The 22,623-nt window shown below is 36.3% G+C and carries 14 protein-coding genes; 10 read left to right on the top strand and 4 right to left on the bottom strand.

Annotated elements, in window-relative coordinates:
• Positions 1-47: 47 nt before the first annotated feature.
• Both CJF12_RS09185 and CJF12_RS09190 read right to left on the bottom strand, forming a co-directional pair.
• A complete protein-coding gene (locus CJF12_RS09185; protein ID WP_034685875.1) occupies positions 48-3,041 on the bottom strand; it encodes a SusC/RagA family TonB-linked outer membrane protein in 2,994 nt (997 codons plus the stop codon).
• A 600-nt stretch (positions 3,042-3,641) separates the two neighbouring features.
• Positions 3,642-6,515, bottom strand: a complete 2,874-nt coding sequence (locus tag CJF12_RS09190; RefSeq protein ID WP_051887331.1) for a M16 family metallopeptidase — start codon at positions 6,513-6,515, stop codon at positions 3,642-3,644.
• 485 nt (positions 6,516-7,000) lie between these two features.
• On the opposite strand from CJF12_RS09190, the gene CJF12_RS09200 reads away from it, so the two are divergent.
• The 10 genes from CJF12_RS09200 to CJF12_RS09255 all read left to right on the top strand — a co-directional run bounded on the left by CJF12_RS09200 (position 7,001) and on the right by CJF12_RS09255 (position 20,668).
• A complete protein-coding gene (locus CJF12_RS09200; RefSeq protein ID WP_034685870.1) occupies positions 7,001-8,326 on the top strand; it encodes a sigma-54-dependent transcriptional regulator in 1,326 nt (441 codons plus the stop codon).
• Positions 8,327-8,771: 445 nt separating this feature from the next.
• Positions 8,772-10,466: a potassium-transporting ATPase subunit KdpA gene (gene kdpA, locus CJF12_RS09210; RefSeq protein ID WP_034685868.1), complete on the top strand. Its 1,695-nt coding sequence runs from the start codon at positions 8,772-8,774 to the stop codon at positions 10,464-10,466.
• A gap of 172 nt (positions 10,467-10,638) precedes the next feature.
• Positions 10,639-12,678 carry a potassium-transporting ATPase subunit KdpB gene (kdpB, locus tag CJF12_RS09215; RefSeq protein WP_034685866.1) on the top strand — a complete coding sequence of 680 codons (2,040 nt, stop codon included), beginning with the start codon at positions 10,639-10,641 and terminating at the stop codon, positions 12,676-12,678.
• Between the two features lie 10 nt (positions 12,679-12,688).
• A complete protein-coding gene (gene kdpC, locus CJF12_RS09220) occupies positions 12,689-13,246 on the top strand; it encodes a K(+)-transporting ATPase subunit C (protein WP_034685865.1) in 558 nt (185 codons plus the stop codon).
• 199 nt (positions 13,247-13,445) lie between these two features.
• Complete coding sequence (locus tag CJF12_RS09225) at positions 13,446-14,531, top strand: porin (RefSeq protein ID WP_084675667.1); 1,086 nt, start codon at positions 13,446-13,448, stop codon at positions 14,529-14,531.
• A 292-nt stretch (positions 14,532-14,823) separates the two neighbouring features.
• Positions 14,824-15,933, top strand: a complete 1,110-nt coding sequence (locus CJF12_RS09235) for a histidine kinase (RefSeq protein WP_034685864.1) — start codon at positions 14,824-14,826, stop codon at positions 15,931-15,933.
• A gap of 5 nt (positions 15,934-15,938) precedes the next feature.
• Entirely contained in the window at positions 15,939-17,654 is a 1,716-nt protein-coding gene (locus CJF12_RS09240) for a HAMP domain-containing sensor histidine kinase (RefSeq protein WP_034685863.1), read from the top strand.
• Positions 17,655-17,994: 340 nt separating this feature from the next.
• Entirely contained in the window at positions 17,995-19,308 is a 1,314-nt protein-coding gene (locus CJF12_RS09245) for a DUF389 domain-containing protein (protein ID WP_034685861.1), read from the top strand.
• Between the two features lie 94 nt (positions 19,309-19,402).
• On the top strand, positions 19,403-19,960 hold the full coding sequence (locus CJF12_RS09250; RefSeq protein ID WP_034685880.1) for a YdeI/OmpD-associated family protein: 558 nt from the start codon (positions 19,403-19,405) through the stop codon (positions 19,958-19,960).
• 378 nt (positions 19,961-20,338) lie between these two features.
• The gene (locus tag CJF12_RS09255; RefSeq protein WP_034685859.1) at positions 20,339-20,668 is read left to right on the top strand and encodes a hypothetical protein; all 330 of its coding nucleotides are present in this window, start codon (positions 20,339-20,341) and stop codon (positions 20,666-20,668) included.
• Between the two features lie 92 nt (positions 20,669-20,760).
• On the opposite strand, the gene CJF12_RS09260 is transcribed toward CJF12_RS09255, so the two are convergent.
• Both CJF12_RS09260 and CJF12_RS09265 read right to left on the bottom strand, forming a co-directional pair.
• Entirely contained in the window at positions 20,761-21,324 is a 564-nt protein-coding gene (locus CJF12_RS09260; protein ID WP_034685857.1) for a cysteine hydrolase family protein, read from the bottom strand.
• Positions 21,325-21,334: 10 nt separating this feature from the next.
• Positions 21,335-22,597 (bottom strand): MFS transporter, encoded by a 1,263-nt coding sequence (locus CJF12_RS09265; protein ID WP_034685855.1) that lies wholly within the window; start codon positions 22,595-22,597, stop codon positions 21,335-21,337.
• Positions 22,598-22,623: the final 26 nt, after the last annotated feature.

Consider the following 22,623-nt stretch of genomic DNA (forward strand, 5'->3'; position numbering starts at 1 on the left):
TAAACAGGCTCTAAGTATTTAGTTTCATTATTATAAGTTTTGAGGCATTAAAAGTTTAGATTCATACCAAAAGAATAGGTACGCTGGAAGGGATAGGCAGCTTGTCCAAGAGTTTCAGGATCCAGTTTTACTTTGAGGTGTGACAGTTCAAAAATGTTCTCAGCACTGAAATAAAAACGGATCTTATTAAAATGTACTTTGGATGTCTCTTTCAATGGCAAGGAATAGCCAATAGTAATGTTCTTTACACGGACATAAGAAGCGTCCTGCATGTATCTTTTATTAGGAATACCTAATTGTTGCATATCATCTTCTGCAGTATATGCCCTTACTGCAGGGAAATATGCATTGGGATTTTCCGGTGTCCAGTGATCCAAGTTCTGCTGAGTAACATTAGTCCATGGCTGAGCATAAACACCCCAGAAATAAATAGTGCTTGCACCAGGATACCAGTCTCTTTTGCCCACTCCCTGCAGGAAGATACGGAGATCTATTCCCTTCCAGTCTCCTGAAAGATCCAGGCTGAATGGAAAACGGGCTGAAGTATTTCCCACAACATATAAATCTCCAGGATTATTCACGGTTTTGTCACCCACATCTACTTTTCCATCCCCGTTACGATCTCTGAATTTGGGATCACCAGGATAGAATTTATAGGATTGGTCATCAGTTCCCATTGCCGTTTGATTAGGATGATTTTTAATATCAGCTTCATCTTTAAAGAAACCTTCTATATCCGCTCCCCAAATCTCTCCGATTTCCTGACCTTCATAGTATCCCGACAGCAATTTCCCGGGATTATCAAACTTGGTAATAAATGATCGGCTGTCTGCAAGTACAAAAGTGACATTATAGTGGAAGGGAGAGCCACCCATGTTGAATTGATCATTCCAGCCCAATCTGAACTCCCAGCCTTTAGTTTTAAGATCTCCTGCATTTACTTTAGGTTCTGTCGTCCCAAACACATTGGGAAGAATCTTCCCCGGAACCAGCATATCTTTAGTATAGCGGGTATATTTATCGAAATTTAATTGTAACCTATTATTAAAAAGGGAAAGGTCTACACCAAAGTTAATGGTAGAAACATTTTCCCAGGTAAAATTATCGGAAACAGCTCCCGGCGCATAAACACCAATAGGACGTGTATTTCCTAATATTTGCCCTACGGTTCCCGTGGTCATTGTCGGAATATATGGATATGCAATGGTATTCTTATTTCTATCCAGAAGATCCTGGTTTCCTAGAGATCCATATGATCCTCTGAATTTTAATAAATTAAAGCCTAAAGCGTTCTTTATACCGGAGAAGAAGCTCTCATCCGACAGTACCCAACCGGCAGATGCCGATGGGAAGAATCCCCAGCGTTTTCCTTTAGGAAACCGGGAAGAACCATCATAACGACCGTTTAATTCTACCAGGTATTTATTCTTAAAATTATATGCTGCCCTGTAATATACGCCCTGCAAAGCCCATTCTATAATATTTTCTGTTTCCTCCATGGTTCCGGTACTCAGTCCTATGGAAGGCAGGGAAGTAGATAAAATATTATTTTTTTTGGCTGAAAAATAGCTGTACTTAGTATATTCCTGGTTAAAGCCTCCTAATAACTGGAGGTAGTGGCCTCCAAAGTTCTTATGAAAATCAGTATACAAATTATATACATAATACCTTCCGGACATATTTTCATTCTTTGCCCACGAGGTTGTAGCTCCGGTGTAAGAGATGGGTTTGTCAGGTCCTGTTTCATAAGCTACCGGAATATCATAAGAACGGATAAGTGACGATGTATTTCTAAACGTTGCTTCAGCTTTTAAATCCCATATTTTTTTGATAAGTGAAGCATTGGCCACAAAAGAGATCTGCGTCTGCCTGTATTCATTCTTTGACCGTCCTCCATCCTGTAATCTTCCCAAAATATTTGCTCCATCATTTGTCCAGCTACCATCGGGGTTCCTGAGTACACTTAACGACGGTGTCCGATTAACGTTCCAGAAAAAATTGTTATCAATGAAAACAGGAGAATCATAATCTGAAAATGTAAATGCTGTATTGGTAGATAAATCCAGCCATGGATTAATATTAAGATCTACTTTTCCTCTCATATTATATCTATTATAGATATCATTTCCGTATCGAAGCATTCCATCCTGGCGGTAATATTCTCCTGAAAGCAGATAACCCACTTTCTCCATCTTCCTGGAAATACTCATATTAGTAGTGTAGGTAGGTGCTATTGAATTATAAGCTTCTTTTAACCAATTGGTAGATCCGTAATAAGCCCACGAGGTTGGATCTGAAGGATTCAGAATAACACGTGGAAGATTAGGATTGTTTGCAATCTGCCTGGCATATTCTCTTTCATTTTCAGGATATAAATTATACAATGGAGTTGCAGCATCGTGCTTATATTGCATAACGGTTAAAGGGTCAGTTACCAGCTCCGGTAATTTGCCGATTGTTCTGTAAGCTGTATTGGTATTGACAGATACGTTAAGCTGTCCTCCTTTTGCACTTTTTGTGGTGATCAATACCACACCAAATGCTGCTCTTGCTCCATATATTGCAGCGGAAGATGCATCTTTCAAAACAGATACATTTTCTATATCTGCGGGATTCAATCTTGTCAGCTCCTCTCCACTATAAGGTACGTTATCTACTAGTATCAGTGGATTGCCTCCATTTACACTCGTAAAACCTCTTATATTAAAGTTGGTTCCTGATGTTGCTCTTCCGTTATCAATAGTGATATTCAGGTTGGGAATAAGCCCTTGGAGTCCCGCACCAATATTGGTTATAGGTCTGTTTTCCAGTTTTTTCCCCGAAACCATATCCACCGCACCGGTAAGATTAATTTTCTTTTGCTTTCCAAAACCTACAACTACCACCTCATCTATATCTTTAGATTTTTCCAGTGTGTCATTTTTTTTAGAATTTTCTTTCTTTAAAAGCGTTTGCTGAGCTATTGCTGTGTAGGAGGTACAGGTGAAAAATACAATAGCTGCCCTCAAAGAGCCTGCTGCAATTAACGAGCTTCTTCTCATGGTTTAATTTTATTATTAGAATTTATTTTTAACAGATGAGCATCATTCACAACAAATAGAAAAGAAAGATCAATGGCTCTATTTTATACCTCCGTAATAATAACCATGAGAAATTAGAAATGAAATTATCACCACTAATATATTCGAGATTTGGAACATTAATTTTATAAGAGGAGTTATCAAATTTCATGTTTACTATTTGTAAATTTCAACAAACAAATTTGATTAAATATTTACAAATAAGCATTTTATAGATGTTATAAAATTGTTAATCTCATATTAATTTTTACTATTAAAAACATTAATTTTTTTACAGAAAAATAACATCAATAAAGAGCTTTGGCATCATAAAATTTGTCATCAGACAATTTATAGCAAAAGAGTAAAAGTTTGTTTATAATCGATTGAATTATCAAAAAGCGATTAGTAAGGAAAGAAATAAGTATAAGTAGAGTAACTTTTTCAGAATAATAGGATAAAACAAAGAAGCAACCCCAGTGTGAGGCTGCTTCTTTGGCATTTTAGTCATGAATTCATTTATTCGTTCATTCGTAACTAAAAAATAATGTATTGTAAAGTTTTTGGCTTTTGAAATGGTATCTAGTGTCCAAAAATATCTTTTAAACTAACTTCTTTAAATGTTCCCATTTCATTGACCGCATTCATATCGAGGTTTTCTTTTTTACCAATAATAGCCGTATTGAAATGCAGAGGCTTAATCTCAGTATGATAAAAAGACTTAAGATCATTGAATGTAAGATTCTGGATCTGTTCGTAAATATTTTTCCTGAAATCATGAGCAAGTCCCAGCTTCTTTAATCGCAATGTATTGAAAAAGATATTTGTTCTGGTAATTCTTGTTGAAGCAATTTGTTTCAATGCCGTATTTTTAGCATTATCAAACTGAATAGCCACATCAGGAAGCTCATTCATTAAATCCGTCATGGTATCTACTGCGATCTGTAATTTGTCCGGTTGTGTTCCGATGTAGGTAGTTACGTAATCATGGTGTCCGGATTCGGCATTAGCCGCGTAAGAAACATAAGCAGAATATGCTAAGCTTTTACTTTCCCGGATTTCCTGGAACACAATAGACGAAAGTCCTCTTCCGAAGTATTCATTGAAAACATTAATCTTTCCAAAGTTATTGATATTGACGTTATGACCTCTTCCGACTTTGCTCATCTCCATCTGCACCATATCATATCCTATAAAGTAAACCTGACCTTTAGTTTCAGGCTCCGGATATTGTTTAGGTTCAGGAATCTCTAAGGTTGCCGGCTCGATAAACTGGCCAATATATTCTTTGAAATGGTTATAGTCTTTTCCGTAAAAAAACAATTGATAAGGGAATTTAAAGAGTTTTTTCATCCGATCGGTAAACTCCTCTACTCTGCTGCTCTCTAACTGTTCTTTAGAAATAACATCTGTATATCTTGAAAACTTCCCGAACTTGGTATAATTCGTTAAAGCTGTCATGATCCGGTTTTTATCCTTTTTCGTTGCTTCTCTGTTTTCCAGAACAGTTTCTACAAACTGATTATAAACTTCCTGATCAGGTTTTATCTGGTACATCCAATGTTGAAGCAGTTCAATCCCTTTTTGGATATTTTCCTCTAATCCACTTAATGAAATCAAAAGCTGATCACTGGTTGTTTTAAAGTCATTGCTTACTCCTATTTTAAAGAATTCTTTTTTCAGATCTTCCGGAGAAAATTTTTCAGTACCTAAATACTGAAGAACCTGGGTTGAAATTCCCAAATCTCTGTCGTTATCACTTCCAAAAGGAAAAATAAAATAAGCCTGAGCAATCTCGTTGTATTTATTTTTAACGAAACTTACCTTTTTATCTTTAATCGTATCCGTTAAAATCTCTTTATTGTAGTCGATAAACTCAGGTTGAATATCTCCGGTTTTTTCAGCAAGCATTTGCTTTAAAAACTCTGATTGGGTATCCCTGTTAATCTTAATAGGTGTAATTCCAGGATTTTCTACTCTGACCAACTTATCGTTGACTCCTTTTTCTTTATCAATAATTACATAATTATCTAGAAAGAAGGATTTCGCAAAGTCTACAACTTCTTCTTTTGTAAAGCTGGCATATTCATCCATTTCATTCAGCTCCTGTTCCCATGTTCTTCCTTTAATATAAGTATCATAGAGATTGGTAGCAAGTCCCTCTGCTGTTTCCAGCCCTTTCATCCTCTGCAATTTAAAATCATTGATAATGGCTGGCAGCATCCAATCAGGAAATTCACCTTTTTTCACCAGTTCAATCTGCTCAAGAACCATATTTCTTGCTTCATCCAACGTCTGGTTTTCTTTAGGAACAGCTACAATGGAAAAGTAACCATATTGTTTTAATCCTACAGAAAAAGCCTGTGCCCAAAGCATTCTTTGTGTCTGATTAATATTTAAATCCAGTAGTCCTGCCTCTCCTCTATTACTCAGAATATTGACAACAATATCTGCCAGCATCGCTTCTCTGCTTCCATAACTCTGAGTTCTCCATGCCAGCTGAACTCTTGGCGTCGTCGGACTTTTCACGGTTCTTTTAACAATTTCCGTAAGAGCCTGCTCAACAACCGGAGTTTTCTTTGGTAATTCTCTATAGGGAAGTACTCCAAAATATTGATCAATAAGCTGAATGGTTTTTTCAAAATCCAAATCACCTACCAAAACCATGGCATAGTTATTAGGCACATAATATTCATCAAAATACTTATGAATGGCCTTCATCGAAGGGTTTTTCAAATGCTCCGGTTTCCCTAATGTCGTTTGTTGCCCATTCGGATGGGTTGGAAAAAGAGCATCCATCAATTCATAATTGACTAATCTCGAATCATTATCCTGAGCCCTGTTGAATTCTTCATACACCGACTCAAGCTCCGTATGAAAAAGACGCAAAACAATTTCTGAAAATCTTTCCTTTTCAGTTCTTAACCATTTCTCAATTTCATTATTCGGAATATTATTTTTATAAACCGTTTCATCAAACCATGTATGGGCATTAGTTCCACTGGCTCCTAATGATGAAATCACCTTATCATATTCATTGGCAATAGCATACTGACTGGCCTCCTGAGATACCTCATCTATTTTTTTATAAATCTCTTTCTTTTTTTCAGGATCCTGTTCTGCTTTATGTTCTTCATATAATTCAGAGATCTGATCCAGTAAAACTTTTTCTTTATTCCAATCTGTGGTTCCGATTTTTGAGGTTCCCTTAAACATCATATGTTCAAGGTAATGTGCTAAGCCTGTATTGTCAGAAGGATCATTATTACTCCCCGTTCTCACCGGAATAAAAGTCTGTATTCTCGGTGCATCAAAATTTTGAGCAAGAAAAACTTTCAACCCATTATTCAGGGTATACATTCTTACTTTATTTTCGTCATGGGTAATCGTAATATATTCGTAATTGTTTTTATCTGTATGAATCGTCTCTTTATATCGTTTTTCAGTGTCAATCATAGGTAAAATCATTTTGATTCCTTTAAATTCAGAATACTATACAAATGTAAGGAATACTAAAAGAACGCTTATCAATTTTATTACTATTCAATCTATGATGATCATTTATTCTTTAGAATGGAGGAAGGACGAAAAGGGAAAATTGAGGAATTGTAAAATCGTTCAACTGCAGAATCGTTCAATTGTAAAGCATCTCAGTTCTGTTATTGGCTACATCTAATTTTCGATTTCAGTAATACAGACGATAAGTCTGCGAAAGTAGTTCAGAAAGCGAAGTGAAGGAATCTAAATAAAGTAAGCCATACACATATACATAATAAACATTATTAAGAGATTTCTCCTATCGTCAAAATGACAAGTAAATTAATCTGTAGTTATTACCCTATGTTTTGAATAAAAAATTGCCTTCAAATAACATCTTTAATATTCTGTTTGTATATCTAAGTTTGTTTAAGTTTGCATAGGTTTTTCCTAAAATAAATACCATGTCCGGAAATATTCTGATCATCGATGATGAAATAAAACTCCTGAAACTATTGGGAATGATTCTCTCCCAGGAGGATTTTAATGTAAAAGAAGCTTCAACAGCCCGTTCTGCAATGACAATGCTGGAACAATATGAATTTGATGTTGTATTGAGTGACGTCCGTCTACCCGATGCCTTCGGAGTAGAACTTATAAAATCCATTAAAACCAAATATCCCCATCTGGAAATTATCCTGATGACCGCTTTTGGAAATATTACCGATGCCGTTCAGGCAATGAAAAACGGAGCCTATGATTATCTGGTAAAAGGGGATGATAATGATAAGATTATTCCCCTGGTATATAAAGCTTTGGAAAAAGTAAAGGACAACAAATCTAAAACTGCTCAGAAAAGTAGTACTCCCAAAGGATTTGTGCAGGTCATAGGAACCTCACCTTTAATTTTACAGGCCAGAAAATTAGCCGAAAAGGTAGCCTTAACCGATGCTACTGTTCTTTTAACAGGAGAAACAGGAACCGGAAAAGAAGTCTTTGCCAATGCTATTCATGAAGCCAGTGACCGAAAGAAAAATAATTTCGTGGCCATCAACTGCTCTGCATTCAGTAAAGAAATTCTGGAAAGTGAGCTTTTCGGACATAAACAAGGATCTTTTACAGGAGCCATAAAAGACAAAAAGGGTCTTGTAGAAGAAGCTAACGGAGGGACTCTATTCTTAGATGAAATTGGTGAGATGCCTATTGAACTACAGGCAAAACTACTTCGTGTACTGGAAACTCATGAATTCATTAAAATGGGGGAAACAAAAGTTTCAAAATCAGATTTCAGATTAATTGCTGCAACCAACAGAAACCTGGAAGATGAAATAAAACAAGGGAATTTCCGTGAAGATCTTTACTTCCGACTCAATGTTTTTGAAATTACCCTACCTCCCCTTCGTGAAAGAAAAGAAGATTTAAAAGTATTAACTAAAAGCTTTATTGATACTTTCTCCCATAAACTTCACCTAACCTCGGTTCAGGTTTCCCCGGATTATTATAAAACCCTGGAAAAAAATGACTGGAAAGGTAACATCCGCGAGCTAAGAAATACGATAGAAAGAAGCTTAATCCTGATGAATGATAACGTTCTGGATGCTGAAAGTCTTCCTCATTATTCTGAAAAGACAGCTTCGGATAAGGATTCTTTAAGCATAAGATCTCTGGAGAAAGAACATATTCAAAAAGTGTTACAATACACAAAAGGAAATAAAGCGGAAGCCGCAAGGCTGCTGGAAATCGGTATTGCTACTCTGTACCGCAAACTGGAAGAATACCAGCTTAGATAAAATCAAACCTATCATTTTAATAACGAGCCTATCATTTTGATAGGCTTTTCTGTTTTTCAAAAGATTTCAAATCCTGCATAACCAACTCATTTAAAACATATTAAACTTCATCTGCTCAAAACGGATCTTTTTTTGGCATTAGAGATACAGAATAAAATATTTCAAAATGACAACTTTAAAAAAAACGTTTAAAAAACGGGAGCATTCCACTTTTAGTCTGCTGATTGTATCGTATGTATTATTTACCCTATTAACCCTAATCTTTATAAAGATATGATGCTTATTAGTTTACTCCTGCTTGCTGCAGTGATGTTTTGGCTTTTGTATAAATCAGTTGAATTTTTTGATAAAATATAATATTATGTGGAGTTTATTTTTCCTTTCCATACTAGCCTTTGTGTATATCTGCTATGTCCTTATAAAACCTGAAAAATTTTAATCTATCATGAATACAGAAATTTTGGGCATCATAGCGATGTTTGTTATTACATTAGTTATAGGAATATTTTTAGGCAAATATATCGCTAATGTCTACGGCTATAAAAAGACTTTTTTAGATCCCGTTTTTCACCCTGTTGAAAAACTCATTTATAAAATTTCAGGGATTAACCCTAACCGCCAGATGAACTGGAAGCAAAACATCTTTGCCATGCTTACCATCAATTTAGTCTGGTTTATTATCGGCTTCTTTATTTTATTAAACCAGTCATGGCTGCCTCTGAATCCTGACGGAAATCCAGACATGTCTCCTGATCTGGCTTTTAATACAACTATTTCTTTTTTAGTCAACTGTAATCTACAGCATTATTCCGGAGAAACCGGACTCAGTTATTTAGGACAGCTGTATCTGATGTTTTTACAGTTTGTCACTGCCGCAACAGGAATGGCAGCTATGGCGGTTCTTTTTAAAGCATTTAAAGAAAAAACGACCACTGAACTTGGAAATTTTTATGATTTTTTTACTAAATCTGTGATCAGAATATTAGTTCCTATCAGCATTGTAGTTGCTTTTATTCTTTCTGCTAACGGAAGTCCGATGACTTTTGAAGGTAAGGATCATATCACAACTTTAGAAGGACAAAAAATAGAAGTTTCCCGAGGCCCTGTTGCCGCATTTGTGGCTATTAAACATTTAGGAACCAACGGAGGAGGTTTTTTTGGAGCCAACTCTGCCCACCCTCTTGAGAACCCTAATTATCTGACTAATATGACCGAAATGGTTACTCAGATGATTATTCCGTTTGCTTTAGTCTTTGCATTAGGTTTTTATTTGAAGAAAAGAAAATTATCCTGGACCATTTTTACTGTAATGACTATAGGCTTCCTGGCCCTTGCAATTCCTAATATTATCAATGAATCGAATGGGAACCCACTGATTACACAAATGGGTGCAAATAGTCACCTGGGCGCTATGGAAGGAAAAGAAATTCGTTTCGGAAGTGCAGCTTCGGGATACTGGAGTATTGCTACTACGGTAATATCTACAGGTTCTGTAAATTCCATGCACGACAGTACAATGCCCCTTTCAGGAATGAATGAGCTTCTTGCTATGATGATCAATTGTTTTTACGGAGGTTGCGGTGTGGGAATTCTCAATTATTTTATCTTCATCATTCTTGCCGTATTCATCAGTGGACTCATGGTAGGAAGAACTCCTGAGTTTCTGGGTAAAAAGATTGAAGCCAAAGAGATGAAAATCGCTATGATTGTAGCATTATTTCACCCGTTTTTAATTCTTGTGGGAACTGCTTTAACTGCTTATCTCCCGGAATTCGGAGCTAAAACATTAAATAATCCCGGGTTTCATGGATTCAGTGAAATGTTGTATGAATTTACTTCTTCTTCGGCTAATAACGGTTCCGGATTTGAAGGTTTGGGAGATAATACACCATGGTGGAATATTTCCACAGGAATCGTATTGCTGCTTTCAAGATTTATCCCCATTATAGGTCCTGTTGCCATCGCAGGTTTACTGGCTCAGAAAAAATACATTCCGGAAAGTTCAGGAACATTGAAAACAGACACTGCTACATTTGGCTTCATGACTTTAGCCGTGATCCTGCTTATTGCAGCGTTGTCTTTCTTCCCTGCACTGACACTAGGTCCTATTGCCGAGCAGATTCAATATTTTGCTAAATAAACGAAAACATTATCCATTAAAATCAATATCACCCATTAAGGAAGTAAAGTATTGAAGGACATTCAAACTAGTCTGAAACATTCACTTGACTTATATTATCCATTACACTCCTTAGTATTTTAACCGACCTTAATGGTTACCATTGATTACACTTATATAACTCTTTCTAAAAATGAAAAATCAATCACAAACATTGTTTCAAAAAGATTTGGTCAACGAAGCTATTAAACAATCTTTAGTTAAGCTAAATCCGAAAATTATATTTAAAAATCCAGTTATGTTTCTGGTAGAAATCGGAACTGTGGTCATGCTAATCGTGAGTATATTCAGTTTAACAGGTGATCAAACACAGGGAAGCTTCACTTATAATTTCCTAGTATTTATTATTTTATTTTTCACCGTTTTGTTTGCCAATTTTGCTGAGGCGATTGCTGAAGCAAGAGGAAAGGCACAGGCGGATACTCTTAGAAAAACCCGTGAAGAAACTCCTGCCAAAATGGTTATTGAAAACAAGGCAGGCTTTCAGGTGGAAACCGCATTAAAAATGTCCGCTGAAATGAAACTGGGAGACATCTTTCTTTGTGAAGCTGGCGATCAGATACCCATGGACGGGGAAATCATTGAAGGTTTAGCAACCATCGATGAATCTGCCATCACCGGAGAAAGTGCTCCTGTAATCCGCGAAGCAGGTGGTGACAAAAGTTCTGTAACGGGTGGTACCAAAGTACTTTCTGACAGAATCAAAGTAAAGGTGACGACCAAACCGGGAGAGTCTTTTTTAGATAAGATGATTGCCCTTGTAGAAGGAGCATCAAGACAGAAAACACCTAACGAAATTGCATTAACTATACTTTTGGCAGGATTCACCCTGACTTTTATAATTGTTACTTTAACCTTAAAACCTTTTGCAGATTATGCGCAAACCCCAATCACTATTGCCGCATTTATATCACTTTTCGTTTGTTTGATTCCGACAACGATTGGCGGTTTGCTTTCTGCAATCGGTATTGCAGGAATGGACAGAGCGTTACGCGCTAATGTGATTACTAAAAGTGGGAAAGCTGTAGAAACAGCAGGTGATATTGATGTTCTATTGCTGGATAAAACAGGAACCATTACCATTGGAAACCGTAAGGCAACTCAATTTCATCCCGCTGCTGCAGTAGAAATGAATCATTTCATCAAAGCCTCTGCATTGAGTTCTGTGGCTGATGAAACACCGGAAGGAAAATCTATCATTGAATTAAGTCAGCTAAAATCTGAAGATTTACTGGTTCCCAATCCTACATACATCGACTTTACAGCAGAAACCAGAACCTCCGGGATCGATTTTGAAGATACCCGAATCCGAAAAGGGGCTTATGATACGATAAAAAAACTAACAGAGAAAGCAGGCAACCCTTTTCCAAAAGAAACTGAAGATGCTGTGAAAACCATTGCAGAAAATGGAGGAACCCCTTTGGTTGTTTCGTTAAATGAAAAAGTTCTGGGCGTTATTGAACTTCAGGACATCATTAAAACAGGCATCCAGGAACGCTTTCAACGCCTGAGAAAAATGGGAGTAAAAACAGTTATGGTCACAGGAGACAACCCTTTAACAGCCAAGTTTATTGCTGAAAAGGCCGGTGTTGATGACTTCATTGCTGAAGCAAAACCTGAGGATAAAATGAATTACATTAAAAAGGAACAGCAGGAAGGAAAGCTAGTAGCTATGATGGGTGACGGAACCAATGATGCACCTGCCCTTGCGCAAGCCGATGTAGGAGTAGCCATGAACAGCGGAACACAGGCAGCTAAAGAAGCAGGAAATATGGTGGATCTGGATAATGACCCAACCAAACTGATTGAAATTGTAGAAATCGGGAAGCAATTGCTAATGACGCGGGGAACTTTAACCACATTCAGTATTGCCAATGATGTAGCTAAATATTTTGCCATTATCCCGGCATTATTTATCACATTTATTCCGGCTCTTCAGAAACTGAACATTATGAATCTTCACAGTCCGGAATCAGCTATTTTATCGGCTATTATTTTCAATGCGGTGATCATTCCTTTCCTTATCCCACTGGCATTAAAAGGGGTTGCTTATAAACCGATAGGAGCAAGTGCCTTATTGCGCAGAAACCTTTTGATCTATGGCTTAGGAGGCGTTATTGTTCCATTTATTGGAATAAAAATCATCGACTTATTTATCAGTTTATTCTATTAAAATTTAAAAAATGAAAAATCATATTATTCCGGCATTCAGACTCACTATGGTAATGCTGGCTATTGTAAGTCTTTATTTACTTTTTGTTTACGGAGGTTCAAAAGTATTGCCTACCCAAGGAGATGCAGAAATTATTACCCATAACGGGCAAAAGTTTTATGCCAATATAGGCCAGAACTTTACCTCTGAAAAATATTTCCATGGTCGTCCTTCTGCTGTCGATTATAATGCTGCAGGAAGTGCGGGAAGCAACAAAGGGCCAAGCAATGCCGAGTACCTAGAGATGGTACAAAAGAGAATAGATACCCTGAAAATGCAGAATCCGGAAATGACCAATACCCCGGTTCCTGTAGAGCTTGTTACTGCCAGCGGAAGTGGTCTTGATCCGGCGATCTCTCCTGAAGGAGCTTTATATCAGGTAAAAAGAATAGCCAAAGTAAGGAGCCTTTCGAAAGAAAAAATTGAAGAATTGATCAAAGGAAACACCAACCCTCCTTTACTTGGACTTTTCGGACCTTCAAATGTCAACGTTTTAAAACTCAATATTGCGCTGGATGGATTAGAATAGACGGGATACGGGTACGAGGTTCAAGTTGAGAGTTGCTAGTTGCTAGTTGAGGGCAAGGAAATTTCTCCTTCGTCGAGATGACAAACATCTGTTGGATTGACGATTTTACGGTTTTACAATTCAGCGATTCAGCCTTTTAGCCTCTTTGCCCTTACCAACATAAGTTTAAACAGATTCAATTTTAAAATTTATAATAAACATGAAAAAATATATCATAACGGGGATGCTGCTAGGGCTGTTTTTTGCAAAAGCACAGTCTTTGGATTCAATTGCTACAAAATCTAAAATCACTTTTTCTGCTTATGCAGAACTTTTTTACACCTATGATTTTAATGAGCCCGGTAACCATCTCCGTCAAAACTTTCTCTATTCTTACAACAGACACAATGAGGTGAATCTTAACCTTGGACTCGTAAAAGCAACCTATCAAAGTGAAAAATTAAGAGCTAATTTAGCTTTAATGGCTGGTACTTATGCTCAGGATAATATGGCTGCAGAACAGAATGCTTTACGCTATGTCAATGAGGCCAATATAGGAATCAAAATATCTAAGAATAAAAACTTATGGATTGATGCGGGAATAATGCCATCTCATATTGGCTGGGAAAGTGCTATCGGAAAAGATAACATTAACCTGACCAGAAGTTTTGCCGCTGAAAACTCTCCTTATTTTGAGACCGGGGCCAAAATTTCTTATACTTCAGACAACGGAAAATGGTTTCTAAGCGGATTAGTATTGAACGGATGGCAGCGTATTGCCAAACCCGAAGGAAATCAAAGCATCTCTTTCGGACACCAGGTTACCTATAAACCCAATGATAAAGTTACTTTGAACAGCAGTTCATTCATAGGAAATGACAAGACTAAAGAAGATAAGAAAATGCGTTATTTTCATGACTTGTACGGAGCTTTTCAAATATCAGAGCAATTCTCTACTGTATTAGGATTCGACATCGGTGCAGAGCAGAAATCAAAAGGAAGTGATCAGTACAATATCTGGTATAGTCCTAATCTCCTGATGAAATACCAGATTGATAACCAATGGGCTATAGGCGGAAGAGTAGAATATTATAATGACAAAAATGGGGTTATTATCAATACGGAAACCCCTAATGGTTTTCAAACATTTGGATACTCTCTCAATGTCGACTATGCTGTTTTAAAGAACGTTGTCTTTAGGACAGAAGCAAGAAGTTTCACTTCAAAAGATGCTATTTTTGCAAAGAATGATCAGTTTAAACAGGGTAATTTTTTCATTACGACAAGCCTTGCAGCTTGGTTCTAATAAAATAAAAATATCAAGTCCTTTCTATCAACCACAAAAATTACAAAAGATTAAGCCGCTTTGGTCATTTTAAGTTTAATGTATCGAGTAATAGTAAATTTTAAAAAGTTTTGTTTTTTTAGTGTAAGAATAGAAATTGTAGAACCAACGTCAGTTCGAGTGAAGTGAATCGCAATGTAATGGAGAATCATTATATATAACAGTTCTAATATTTTTGGAAATAGGATAGAAAAAATGTGTGCCAGGAACCTTTTAAAACGACAATAGTCATAAAACAGAAAAAATAAAATCAATGTCATCAGCAAAACAATTTTTAGAACTGATCCAAAAATCCAAAAAAGGAAAATTCAAGATCTATATTGGAATGAGTGCAGGTGTAGGAAAAACCTTCCGAATGCTTCAGGAAGCCCATTCCCTTGTGCGAAATGGCATTGATGTCAAAATTGGATACATAGAAACTCATGGGCGTGAAGAAACTGAGGCTCTAGTAGAAGGAATCCCTGAAATTACAAGAAGATCTGTTTTCTATAAAGGTAAAAATCTTGAAGAAATGGATCTTCAGGCTATTATTAATGAACACCCTGAGGTTGTACTCGTTGATGAGCTTGCCCACACCAATGTCGAGGGATCAAAAAACAAAAAACGGTGGCAGGATGTCCTCGAGATTCTGGACAATGGAATCAATGTGATCAGTGCTATGAACATTCAGCATATTGAAAGCCTGAACGAAGAAGTCAAAAAAATCACAGGTGTAGAGGTTTCTGAACGTGTACCGGATAAAATCCTTGCCCTTGCTGATGAAGTAGTGAATATCGATCTGACGGCTGATGAGCTTTTAACCAGATTGAAAGAAGGAAAAATATATAAAAAAGATAAAATCCAGACAGCCCTCAATAACTTTTTTCAAAGCGGACATATCCTTCAGCTTAGGGAGCTTGCCTTAAAAGAAGTTGCTACCCATGTCGAACGAAAGGTGGAAACTGAAATCAAAACCGAAAATTTCAAACCGATTAAGTTTCTTGCCTGTATCAGCAGTAATGAAAAAATAGCCAAAAACATTATCAGAAAAACAGCACGTCTGGCCAGTTATTATAACAGTCCATGGACCGTTTTATATGTCCAAAAACCCTCTGAAAATCCTGAAAAAATAGCGTTGAATAAGCAGCGTTATTTAATTAATAATTTTAATTTAGCACAGGAAATGGGTGCTAAAGTAATCCGGGTTAAGGAAAGCAGCGTTCATAAAGGAATTCTGGACTACGTAATTCAGCATAATATTACCACCGTATGTATCGGAAAACCTCATTCCAAACTCTGGCAGAGAATTTCCGGCTACAGCTGGATTTACACACTGATGAACCGGTTGAATGAAAGACAGATTGACATTATTATTTTATCTTAAAAGTAATGAAACTTAAAACGAAACTCACATTAGGCGTAGGTCTTTTATTCTTACTGATCGTTTTACTATCAGTGATTGGTTCTGTATATATCAATAAACTGAAATCGGACACCGAGAAAATTCTTACGGCCAATTACAATAGCCTGGAGTATTCGAAAAATATGCTGGTCGCCCTGGACAGAATGAGCACAGACAGTGTTGTTTCGGTCAGAGATTTTGAGAAAAATAATGCACTGCAGGAAAACAACCTTTCAGAAATCGGGGAAAAAGAAATCACTCAGAATCTCAAGATCCATTTCAGTAACTATCTGAGACAACCGGATTATAGAAAAGAACAGCTCATTCGTGAAGATTTGGTAAAGATCATGTCTCTGAACATGAAAGGAATTGAGCGAAAAAGTGATACCGCAATCATTACGGCAGAGAATGCCACATTCTGGATCGTCAGTTTAGGAACGGTATGTTTCCTCATTGCATTTACACTCTTATTTAATTTACCACAAACCATTGCAGAGCCCATTAATCAGCTGACTTTTAGTATCAAGCAGATTGCCAATAAAAATTATAGCGAAAGAGTTCATTTCAAAGGAAGTGAAGAGTTCAATGACCTTGCGAACTCTTTTAATATTATGGCTGAAAAATTACAGGAATATGAAAGCAGTACCCTTTCTATACAGCTTATGGATAAAAAGCGGATCGAAACCCTTGTAAATAATATGCATGATGCCGTTATCGGTTTGGATGAAAACAATTTCATCTATATGATCAATGATGAAGCTTTAAAAATCACTAATCTCCGAAAAGAAGAGATCATCGGAAAAACAGCACATGAAGTTGCTGTCAATAACGATCTGATTAGAGAACTTCTTAAAAATATGGATCATCCGGTAAAGGATCCTATTAAGATTGTTACAGATAATAAAGAAAACTATTTTGAACAGGAAATCGTTCCTATCAACATTAATAAAACAGGTGAAAAAGAGAAGAAATACATCGGAAAAGTAATTTTACTTCGAAATATCACTCCTTTTAAAGAACTCGATTTTGCAAAAACCAACTTTATTGCAACCATTTCCCATGAATTAAAAACGCCTATTGCCGCAATAAAAATGGGTGTCCAATTGCTCGGAAATCAAAAGTTCGGGGAGCTTAATGACCAGCAGAAAGAACTGCTAAAAAGTATTAATGAAGACGGTCAGCGGCTTCTGGACATTACAGGAGAACTTCTTAACCTTTCTCAAGTAGAAAGTGGAAATATCCGGTTGAATATCAAAAGCTGTTCTCCAAAAGAAATCGTTATTACAGCAATTAAAAATGTAGAAAAACTTGCAGAGCAGAAAAATATAACCATTACGACAGACTATTTATTATCCGATGACGATTCGGTTTCAGCAGACTTTGATAAAACAGTCTGGGTCATGAACAACTTTTTGAGTAATGCAATCAAGCATTCTTTTCAAGATGAACATATTCATATCCTTGTGGATAAAACTGAAGCCTTTATTCAATTTAGTATTACCGATACCGGAAGTGGAATTGATGAAAAGTATCATCGTCAGATTTTCGACCGCTATTTCCAGGTTCCGGGAGAGCATCAGAATGGAACAGGTCTCGGATTAGCCATATCAAAAAATTTCATTGAAAAACAAGAGGGCAAAATTGGGGTAAAAAGTGCACCTAACCAAGGAAGTACTTTTTATTTTAGATTACCTTTGGTATAATAAGGGCAAAAAGGCAGAATCGCAAATTTGCTGATTTGTTAAATCGTAAAATTGTCAATCCAATGAATACCTTGTCATTTCTACGAAGGAAAAATCTCTTAGTAAGATAAAATTATTAATTTGTTAAATTGCTAAATCGCAGATTTAATCAATGGTTATCATTTCGACAAAACAAAATCTCTTAATAACATTTTAACCGTTGAATCTCAGCATGAACCTGAATATCAATGGTTGAAAAAATAAAAAAGTATTTTGTAATTACTCCTAAACATGTATATTTGACGCGACGGGTTGAAGGCTATTCATCCCGTCGCTTTTTACCTTTATTAAACACATATTTATGAGAAAGACGATTTATAACTTCTTAAATCTTCATACCGGAGAAGAAGATCCTGCCCTTGTTCTTGAGAATGTGACAAGCAATGTATCTTTCAGAGGAGCTAATCTCTGGATTTTGGCGTGTGCTATATTAATTGCATCTGTCGGATTGAATGTCAACTCAACCGCAGTAATTATCGGTGCCATGCTTATTTCCCCATTAATGGGCCCTATTGTAGGAGCCGGCTTTGCATTGGCCACTTTTAATTTTAGTTTGCTTAAAAAATCTATCAAAAACCTTATCATCGCTACGGTTGTAAGTTTAATGGTTTCCAGCCTATATTTTTACCTGAGCCCGTTCAAAGATGTTCAGTCTGAATTGCTGGCAAGGACTTCACCTAACATTTATGATGTACTGATTGCCTTTTTTGGAGGAATTGTAGGGGCTGTATCCATCACCAGGATAGAAAAAGGGAATCCTATCCCTGGTGTAGCCATTGCTACGGCTTTAATGCCACCGCTGTGTACGGCAGGCTTTGGTATTGCAACGGGTAACTGGTCTTTTGTTGCCGGTGCCTTCTACCTCTATACTATCAATTGCTTTTTTATCTGTATTTCTACTTTTCTTATTATCAAATTCCTGAAGTACCGGGCTGTAGAAAATACCAACAAAGCTTTAGAGAAAAGAATCCGATATGCGCTTTCACTGCTAATTATCGTAATGATCGTTCCCAGCTGTTACCTCGCTTATAACTTACTGAATCAGAAAAAATACAACCAAAATGTAGAGAATTTCATCAATACGGAATTTTCTAAAAAGGGATATACCGTTATTTATAAAAAGGTCGATTATAATTCAAATCCGAGATCAATCGAATTGGTATTTTTATCTACTAAATTTGACAGTACGCAGATCAAACAATTCAATGCTTCTTTACAAGATTTTGGGATAAGTAATACTAATCTGACTATTAAACAAAATTCTGCCGATTTGAAATCTGAAATTCTAAGCGAAATTAACCTTCAAAAAAATAATATCACTGAAAAGGATTTACAGGTTAACGAGTTAAAGAATGAACTGAATATTTATAAAATGGATAATCCTGAACTCGTGAAAGAAGTAAAGATTCTTTTTCCTGAAGTTCAGAAAATAGCGATTGGGAAACTTCAAAATTACTATACTCCGGATTCAACGGGCTTAGAAACAGCTTTTGTGTATGAATCTGAAACAAAAATAGATGAAGAAAAACTAAAAGCTTGGTTAACCAATCGTCTCAAAACAAATAATATCATCGTATTTAATACTGATAGAAGCCCTGAAAAGAAGAAAAAATAATGACGATATCTATAAAAGTGAATGAAAAACTCATTCACTTTGTTTTTTTATAATTTGAGTAAATTAGGTATTCACTTCAATGAAATCAAATGCTATGGAAGCACACTTTTTCAAATCACCACAAGAGTTCCGGGAATGGTTAGAGAACAATCATTCAACAGAGAAAGAACTGATTGTCGGATTCTATAAAGTAGGAAGCAAAAAGCCTTCGATGACCTGGCCAGAGTCAGTGGATCAGGCTTTATGTTTTGGCTGGATCGACGGTGTAAGAAGATCGATTGATGAAGAAAGCTACAGCAACCGTTTTACCCCCAGAAAGTCAACAAGCATATGGAGTACCATCAATATCAAGAAAGTAGAAGAATTAACCAAAGCTGGGCTAATGAAGCCAGCCGGCCTTAAAGCATTTGAATTAAGAAAAGAAGAAAAATCGGCAATATATTCTCATGAAAAAGAACCTGCCAAGCTGGATCCTGTTTATGAAAAACAGTTTAAAGCCAATAAAAAGGCATGGGAATTTTTTAATAGTCAGGCTCCTTCTTATCAGAAAGTGATGCTTCATTGGATTATGAGTGCAAAACAGGAAAAAACCAGACAATCAAGATTGGAAAAAACCATCAGAGAAAGCGAGCTTCTAAAACGAGTAATGTAGAAAGTATAGCCATTATTTCACGCTATTTCATCTGTTTCTTTTTTAACGAAGAGCTTCTCCGTTGCAATTTTTCAAATTAATTATTCTCGTACATAATTTCTATAAATAGATAAAAGACTGAGGTTCAATATTAATTTTTCGTTCTGAATATTCCTGATTATTTTTTTACAGTCGGAATATTTTTTAATCAGCACACTCATAATAAAAATATAATATCAATAAAAAACAAAACAAATAAAAAATTCATTTTAATCTAATACATTCTTATATTTCTTTAAGTTTTAAGCATTGAACCATCATTACCAACTTGGCAATTTTTCTCTATTTTAGCTTAAGCTAATAGAAAAACACAAAGTTAATCTTTAAAACACACATTTGATGAAACCAGCTATTTTTGATGATAATCTATATAGAATTCATATTCCTTATAGAAATTATCTTGAATTTGAAAACAAACTTCTCCATGAAGATATTGAGTATTGGGTAGATTTTGAAATGAAATACCCTGGCTCAGATACTCTGAGATTTTATTTTAAAAAAAACGACGCACCAGCTGTTGATACACTTCTTAAAAAACATTCTATTCATGCAACAGATAACTTTAAGGCACCTTTTGATTACAGACAGGACCAAAAGTTCTTCTTATTGTATATTGTATCATTCATTATACTTCTGATTGCAGGACTTTTTATACTCAGCTTTTTGTAGACTTAAGAATGAGAAAAAAAATCATCGTAGTGGGTAGATCAATAAAAAATAAAAGATCCGGATTATGCTAGCATCTCCGGGGTTCATTTTTTTCAACTCATCCAGCTGTTAAGAGCTATAACTTTGGCCTGGGTTGGAAATACTTTGGTTGTTAAAACCTGATGAACTTCAGCATCCCGATCTGCACAGCAATCTTCGATTACCGTCAATTGATAATCTTTATCAGCTGCTTCCCGCAACGTAGACAATACTACTCCGGAAGTACTGATCCCGGTAAGAACCAGATGCTGGATTCCCTGCCCCCGCAAAACTACTTCGAGATCACTGCCTGTGAAAGCACTGAACCGGCGTTTGGTTATCACGATTTCTCCTTCTTCAGGTACTACATCCGGGTGAATCTCTTCCCATTGCTTTAAAAACTCAGTAGTCCACATTTCTTTGTTATTGAATCTTGAAAAACTTTTATTAGACTCACTGATCTCCGGAGCTCCCGGTCTGAAGGAAACAATAACATAGATCACCGGAATTTTTTCTGTTCTTGCTTTCGCAATGGCCTGAGCTACATTATTTACCAAGCTTGTAGAGTCTTCCAGATTCTGCAATATGGAACTTTGTAAATCCATTACCAACAAAGCTGTTTCGTTTGAATTTTGCATTTTTAAATATTTATATTTTATTACTGATTGCTTCCTCCGGTTTGGATGAAGTAGCCTTTTTCTTATAAGCATTAAATATCCTGTAAAAAGCTATTCCTATAAGAATAGCCAGTATCCCTTGAATTAAAAGGGTATTACTGCTTCCGATATGTTCAGATGCATAACCCGTAAGTAAACTTCCTAGCGGTAGCATCCCAAAAATAGCAGTCAACAAAATACTGATTGCTCGTCCTTTCATATGAGCTGCAGCCTCAGACTGAACGATAATATTACAAGTAGTAAACTGCATAACACTCCCAAATCCTGTAAACATTACAAACAGCATTGCCCAATAGAAATTACTGGTCTGTGAAAAAAAGATCAGCCCAATTCCTAATATGATGGTACTCATAATCAAATAGAAACGAAGGTTATCATTTCTTTTCAGGGATGCCAGCAATATAGTCCCCGATACTGCACCCAGCCCTATAAATCCCGATATATATCCAAAAGTTGCTGCACCTCCTTTAAATGTCATTTTTGCAACTTCCGGAATTAATGTATCATAAGGCAAAACAAATAAACCGATTAAGCATAGCATTAGAATAACCAACCCTATTCTGGGCTCATTTTTAAGATAAACAATCCCCTCTTTAAATTCTAAAGCTACCTTTTTGTCTGTTACCCGCTTTTCATAAGGAGGAAGCTTCATCATGGCAAAGCAACCAATTACTGCCATAAATCCAATCGCATTAAGTACAAAACAAAATCCTACATTCCAGTGTTCCAATACAAAACCAGCTACTGCCGGTCCCAGAACTTTACTAACACTCGACATTGCGGCACTTAATGAAAGAGCACTTGGAACATCTCCTTCTTCCATCACCACTTGTCCCACCATAGTTTGTCTCGCTGGAACGTCAAACGCATTGATAATTCCTAATACCACACTTAGGCCCAGTATCTGCCAAATGACAATATGATTGGTTAAGAATAAAACGGCTAATAATGATGTTTGTACCACCGCAGCAATCTGGGTCCAACGGATAATCGTACTCCGATTATACCGGTCTGCTGCAATCCCTCCAATGAATGAAAATAAAAAGGCCGGAAATTGCTCAGCAAAAACTGTAACTCCCAGCATAAAGGAGGAATGGGTAAGTGAATACACCAACCACACAATAGCAGTTCTCTGCATCCAGGTTCCAAATTGCGATATAGACCGTCCTGCAAAATAATATTTGAAATTATCACTTCTGAAAGCTCTGAATGTACTTACGTTACTTATACTCATTATATCTTCTTCAATTATATACCTTT

This window comes from Chryseobacterium piperi (assembly GCF_002285635.2).
In the GTDB taxonomy this organism is placed as follows: domain Bacteria; phylum Bacteroidota; class Bacteroidia; order Flavobacteriales; family Weeksellaceae; genus Chryseobacterium; species Chryseobacterium piperi.